Consider the following 786-nt stretch of genomic DNA (forward strand, 5'->3'; position numbering starts at 1 on the left):
GGTGGGTAGGGGCTCTCCGCCGTCAGGACTGCCCGCGTCGGGGTTGCAAGCGTCGGGATGCCCCGCGTCCGGATTGCCGGCATCGGGGTCGCCCGCGTCGGGGATGCCCGCGTCGGGGATGCCCGCGTCCGGATTACCGGCGTCGGGGTCGCCCGCGTCGGGCGTCCCGGAGTCCTGCTGGCCGCAGCCGACGGACGGGTTCGGACAGTCGTTCGTCTTGTCGGGTTCGGAGTCGCCACAGCCGGAGCCAAGGGCCAGCAGTACGGACACCAGCAGGGCGTTGACGGGGAGGAAAGGACGCGGAGAGGTCCCCCGGGTCGGGAGGATGGAGCCAGGACTTCGGTGCATGTCTGTCTCAATACTTGGGTCTAGGAATACCAACGCACACAATCTACTCGCGAGGCCAGCCTCGTGGCGCGGTCGGGTCCCGATAAGTGAGTCCCCCCGCGCACGAAGAGGTGCAAGCCGACCAGCCGATGGTGGGGCGAGTGGACGTGCGTAATGGCAGCTACCTGCGCACGTTGGTGACGACAGCGGGGGCTGTGGACGTGGTGGTTCCACGCACGATGCACAGTGGCAGCGCGGGGGGAGTGCTGGGCCGCTACACGCTCACGGACGCGAGCGGCCCGAGTTCCCCAGTCTCGCAGGGCTCACGAGAAGCCCGTGGGAGGCTGACGGTAGCGTGTGCCCTGGCGAGGTGGAGCTGGGGAGGGGCAGGTGGAGGAGCGGGGGTGGGCGTACCGGCGGAGGCAGCCGGAGGGGACGGTGCTGTACGAGGCGGTGAGG

General features: G+C 69.8%; 2 pseudogenes. One reads left to right on the forward strand and one right to left on the reverse strand.

Features of this window, described 5'->3' with window-relative positions:
* Positions 1-348 (reverse strand): annotated as a pseudogene (locus F8M74_RS37175) (RCC1 repeat-containing protein); the annotation flags it as partial.
* A gap of 137 nt (positions 349-485) precedes the next feature.
* On the opposite strand from F8M74_RS37175, the pseudogene F8M74_RS38380 reads away from it, so the two are divergent.
* Positions 486-605 (forward strand): annotated as a pseudogene (locus tag F8M74_RS38380) (IS256 family transposase); the annotation flags it as partial.
* Between the last annotated feature and the right edge of the window lie 181 nt (positions 606-786).

This window comes from Myxococcus sp. CA023 (genome assembly GCF_010998615.1).
In the GTDB taxonomy this organism is placed as follows: domain Bacteria; phylum Myxococcota; class Myxococcia; order Myxococcales; family Myxococcaceae; genus Myxococcus.